Genomic DNA, 4822 nt, shown 5'->3' on the forward strand with positions numbered 1-4822 from the left:
GGCCGAGGCTTCTTCTTCCCCATGCTCTCCATGATGGACATCCTCCCGGGGCAGAACCCCTGATCTCGGATGTCCGTCAAAGCGGATCAAGCCCAACCCGCGCCTGACCGGCGGTGGCCGCACCCGCATCGACGTCGACGTCTACACCCCCACCGAAGCCACCACTTACCTCACCACCCGCCTTACCGAGGGTTGTAAAACCCACCTCCTCGATGATCAGGCCCCCGCGCTCGCCCAGGCCCTGGGTTACCTGCCCTTGGCCCTGGGGCACGCCGCCGCCTGCATGCTCCGCGAGGACACCCCCTGCACGACCTACCTGGAACAATTCACCGAACGTGCCGCTCGCCTGGACGAACTCCTGCCTCGCTGGGCGGACACCGAACGCTACGGCCGGCAGATCACCACCACCCTCCTCCTCGCCCTCGACGCCACCGACAAAGACCCCCACGGCCCCCTGGCCCGGACCGCACTCCGGATCACCGCCTACCTCGACCCAGCCGGACACCCCGTTGCCCTCTGGCACGCTCCCGCCCTTACCGCCTACCTGACCGAAGACCAACCGCCCATTCCCTCTCGCTTCGCCCGTCTTCGCCGCCGCATATCCCAGCCTCGCCCGGTCACCGGCGCCGACGCACACGCTGCTCTACGGCTCCTGGACCGATACGGGCTGATCACGTACGACACTGCTGCCGACCAGCACCGGGCCGTGCGTGTTCATGCCCTGACCGCGCGTGCTGTGCGGGAGACCGTCCCCGAGGACCAGCAGCCGGCACTCGCCGCTGCGGCCGCTGATGCTCTCCTGGAGCTGTGGCCTGAGGTCGACCAGCCCCATCCCGACCTTGCGGCCACCCTGCGCGCCAACACCGATGCCCTCGCCGGCCACACTAGGGATGTCCTTTGGCAGCCGGACGGGCACCCGGTCCTTTACCGGGCGGGCAACAGCCTCCTCAACGCCGGTCTGGCCGCCTCCGCGGCCGCCTACTGGCAGGACATGACCGTTGACAGCGAGCGGCTGCTGGGCGGCGAGCACCCCGACACGCTTAGCGCGCGGCAACCTCGCCTCCTCCTACTGGCAGGCGGGGCGTACGGGTGAGGCGATCGCGATCCAGGAGCAGGTGGCGGCCGACTCCGAGCGGCTGCTGGGCGGCGACCACCCGGACACGCTGACCGCCCGCGCCAACCTCGCCGCCTCCTACCGGCAGGCGGGGCGTACGGGTGAGGCGATCGCGATCCAGGAGCGGGTGCTGGCCGACCGTGAGCGGCTGCTGGGGGACGAGCACCCCTCCACACTCACCGCCCGCGTCAACCTCGCCGCCTCCTACCGGCAGGCGGGGCGTACGGGGGAGGCGATCGCGCTGCTGGAGCAGGTGGTGGCCGACCGCGAGCGGATCCTGGGCGGAGACCACCCGGACACCCTGACCGCCCGCGCCAACCTCGCCACCTCCTACGGGCAGGCGGGCGGTACGGGGGAGGCGATCGCGCTGCTGGAGCAGGTGGTGGCCGACCGCGAGCGGCTGCTGGGCGGCGACCACCCGGACACCCTGACCGCCCGCACAGCATTGTCTGAGTGGCAGGCGCTTGAGTATTGACCTTGTCTACGGGCTATCTGCCTATAGCTCGATCTGGATGTGCTCCACGTCGGTGAACTCCACGCCCAGGCCGTGGGCGCGGGTGTTGTTGTTCCGGAAGTACATCTCTGCCAGGCCCTCGGCGGCGATGCGCTGGAGCTGCTGCTCGTTGGCGCCGGCGTCGCGGGCCTCGAAGAGGCGGTCCGCCCAGCGCGGGGGCAGGGCCTGGGTGATGTCGCGGATCCGGGCGTCGTCGGTCGTGCCCGGGGCGGCGGTGAACCCGAAGCGGGCCCGGGCGTTCACGACCAGGCCGCCGGTGCTCGTGGCCTTCTTCTTGGCCTTCGCCCGGATCTGCGGCTGCCACCGCTTCTTGACCTCGCGCTCGATGCGGTCGCGCAGGTCGCGGCGGGGCCGCTTGAACTTGCCCGCGACGTACCGCTCCACGGTGCGCTGGGACACCCCGAGCGCCTGCGCGGCGGTTGGTGCCCTTGAGCTGCTTGACCAGGTACTTCATCTGCGCCTGGGCGCTCTGTGGGATGCGGCGGGTGAACGCCGTCTCCAGCGCCTGGTCCAGGCTGTCCCCGAGCGAATCGGCCATGACCTGCTACTCCCCTTCTCCGGCGGTCGGGTCGTTCTTGATGAGGTTGGCGAGGTTGAACACGGTGCCCGCCTCTTCGAACTGGGCTTCCGCCCACAGCACGGTCTGGGTGCCCTGGTGCTTGACCATCCCGCGTGAGATGCCGAGCCGGAACGTGCCCGCGACCGGCTTGCCCTCGTCCGTGTGCGGCAGGATGTCCAGCGGGGACGGGCCGGTGGAGGGGTAGACGATGCAGTCCGTGCCGATCGCGACGGGGTAGCGGCCGGTCGCGGCAGCGGTCTTGAGTAGCTTGCAGTGCATCCCGATCCGGACGGTGGACAGCACCGCGGCCCGGATGTCTGGCTATGTAGGTGACTGCGGGAGCCGTTTCGATGTGACTGTGGGAGTCACCTTCTGACCGAGTTCGCGATGTCAGTTTGTTTTGACGCCACGTGAGGGCTTGCGGTGGGAGCGTGAGGTGTGCTCTTGCCGCTGGGGGCCTCATGGGTAACTCGCAGTCGAAGGTCGAGTTGTACGCGGGGATCCGCCGCGATCACCGGATGGGCTTGTCGCTGAGGGCGCTTCAGCGCACGCACAACGTGACTTGGAGGACGGTCCGGCGGGCCCTAGACGGCCAGTGGCCCGAGCCGCGGAAGAGGCAGCGGCGCAAGGAGTCCCGGCTCGACCCGTACAAACCGTTGATCGACGGAATGCTGCTGGCTGACCTGGATGCTCTGCCGAAGCAGCGGCACACCGCCCAGCGGATCTATGACCGCCTGGTCGAGGGCCATGGGGCCGACGCCATCTCATACTCCATGGTTCGGGTCTATGTGAAGGACCGCCGCAAGGAGATCCGCAGGCAGGCCGGGGTGGGCCCGGACACGATGTTCGTACCGCAGACGCATCTGCCGGGGGCGGAGGCCGAGGTCGACTTCGGCGACGTGCACGTTTTGCTCGCGGGCAAGTTGACCAAGGTCTATCTGTTCTCGATGCGGTTGTCCTACTCCGGCAAGGCGGTGCACCGTGTGTTCGCCTCCTGTGGCCAGGAGGCGTTCTTCGAAGGCCACGTGCACGCGTTCCGGACGCTGGGCGGCATACCCCGCGGCCGGATCCCATACGACAACCTGCGAGCTGCGGTCGAACGGGTCCTGGGGTTGTCCAGGGCGAGGGTGGAGAACGACCGCTGGACGGCGTTCCGCTCGCACTGGGGCGTCGATGCCTTCTACTGCCGTCCCGGCATCGAGGGCGCCCACGAGAAGGGCGGCGTCGAGGGCCAGATCGGCTACTACCGTCGCAACCACTTCGTCCCCGTCCCCGAGGTCGCCTCGCTGACCGAGCTGAACGCCTTGGTCGACCAGTGGGACGTGGATGACGAAGGTCGACGTCTGCGGTCGAAGACCCGCACCATCGGCGAGTACTTCGCCCAGGAACAGCCGCTGCTGCGGCCACTGCCCCGCGAGGTGTTCGAGACCGGACGCTGGTTCACTCCGCGGGTCAACCGCTTCGGGCAGGTCACCGTCCGCTGCAACTCCTACTCGGTCCCGGTCCGTTTCATCGGCCGCCAGCTGCGGGTGCTGCTGCACGCCAACGACCTGGTCGTCTACGACGGCCGCACCGTGGTCGCCCACCACGAACGGCTCAGCGGCAGGGGCGAATCCCGCCTGGTCCTGGACCACTACCTGGAAGCACTCCTGCGCAAGCCAGGCGCATTCCCTGGAGCGACCGCCCTCGAACAGGCCAAAGCCGCAGGGAAGTTCACCCCCGTCCACGAAGCCTGGTGGACCGCAGCCCGCGCCGCCCACGGCGAGGCGGCCGGCACCAGAGCCCTGATCGAGGTGCTGCTGCTGAGCCGCCACATGGAACACGAACACGTCGTCGCCGGACTCGCCGCCGCCCACCGGGCCGGCGCCCTGACTGCGGACGCGGTCGCACTGGAGGCCCGCAAATCCGCCGAAGGCGAGACCTCCACCGAGCCCGTGAAGCCTGCCCCGGCCCGCCCCGTCCAGCCGCAGGAGAAGACCAGCGGCACGGTCACCTTCCTGTCCGACTGGAAGCTGTCCCATCTCCCGCCCGACAACCGGCCGCTGCGTCGGTGGCCCACTACGACCAACTCCTGCAACGGCACGGCCGCACGGCCGGCGAGAAAGAGGGATCATGACACGCAAGCGCGGACTGACCGAAGAAGCCGCCACTGCCTCGATCGACCAGGCATGCCGCATGCTCAGGCTGCCGTCGATCCGCCAGCAGTTCGCCGACCTCGCCGAAGGCGCCGCTCGCGACCAGATGTCATACCGGGCCTTCCTCGCCGAACTACTGACCGAGTGCGACGACCGGGCCCGCCGACGCTCCGAACGCCGGATCAAGGCCGCCTCCTTCCCGAGGGACAAGAGCCTGCGGGCGTTCGACTTCGACGCCAACCCCAGCATCGACCCGGCCACCGTCAACACCCTCGCCACCTGCGGATGGGTCAAGAAGGGCGAGCCGCTCTGCCTGATCGGAGACTCCGGCACCGGCAAGTCCCACCTCCTGATCGCCCTGGGCACCGAGGCGGCGATGCACGGCTTCCGCGTCCGCTACGTGCTGTGGGCTTGATCCGCTTTGACGGACATCCGAGATCAGGGGTTCTGCCCCGGGAGGATGTCCATCATGGAGAGCATGGGGAAGAAGAAGCCTCGGC

At 69.0% G+C, this 4822-nt stretch carries 3 protein-coding genes and 3 pseudogenes; 4 read left to right on the forward strand and 2 right to left on the reverse strand.

All coding sequences use genetic code 11. The features are described 5' to 3' along the window. Positions 1 to 256 precede the first annotated feature (256 nt). Together ACI2L1_RS44870 and ACI2L1_RS44875 are read left to right on the forward strand one after the other, a co-directional pair. Positions 257 to 1093: a hypothetical protein gene (locus ACI2L1_RS44870; RefSeq protein ID WP_404745255.1), complete on the forward strand. Its 837-nt coding sequence runs from the start codon at positions 257 to 259 to the stop codon at positions 1091 to 1093. Further along, the gene (locus ACI2L1_RS44875; RefSeq protein ID WP_404745256.1) at positions 999 to 1589 is read left to right on the forward strand and encodes a tetratricopeptide repeat protein; all 591 of its coding nucleotides are present in this window, start codon (positions 999 to 1001) and stop codon (positions 1587 to 1589) included. Before ACI2L1_RS44870 ends, ACI2L1_RS44875 begins: the two co-directional genes overlap by 95 nt. 21 nt (positions 1590 to 1610) lie before the next feature. On the opposite strand, the pseudogene tpg reads toward ACI2L1_RS44875, so the two are convergent. Further along, positions 1611 to 2166: pseudogene (gene tpg / locus ACI2L1_RS44880) on the reverse strand (telomere-protecting terminal protein Tpg). 6 nt (positions 2167 to 2172) lie between these two features. Then, the gene (locus ACI2L1_RS44885) at positions 2173 to 2466 is read right to left on the reverse strand and encodes a hypothetical protein (protein ID WP_404745257.1); all 294 of its coding nucleotides are present in this window, start codon (positions 2464 to 2466) and stop codon (positions 2173 to 2175) included. 182 nt (positions 2467 to 2648) lie between these two features. Between ACI2L1_RS44885 and istA the strand changes: the two are divergent. Together istA and ACI2L1_RS44895 are read left to right on the forward strand one after the other, a co-directional pair. Beyond that, a pseudogene (gene istA, locus ACI2L1_RS44890) lies at positions 2649 to 4303 on the forward strand (IS21 family transposase). Further along, positions 4300 to 4728 (forward strand): annotated as a pseudogene (locus tag ACI2L1_RS44895) (ATP-binding protein); the annotation flags it as partial. The pseudogenes istA and ACI2L1_RS44895, both read left to right, overlap by 4 nt. Positions 4729 to 4822: the final 94 nt, after the last annotated feature.

This window comes from Streptomyces sp. NPDC019531, assembly GCF_044903305.1.
GTDB lineage: Bacteria > Actinomycetota > Actinomycetes > Streptomycetales > Streptomycetaceae > Streptomyces.

Excerpts from the sequence above, each read along its gene's own strand:
- ACI2L1_RS44885 (WP_404745257.1), bottom strand. The coding sequence starts at position 2,466 with ATGCACTGCAAGCTACTCAAGACCGCTGCCGCGACCGGCCGCTACCCC.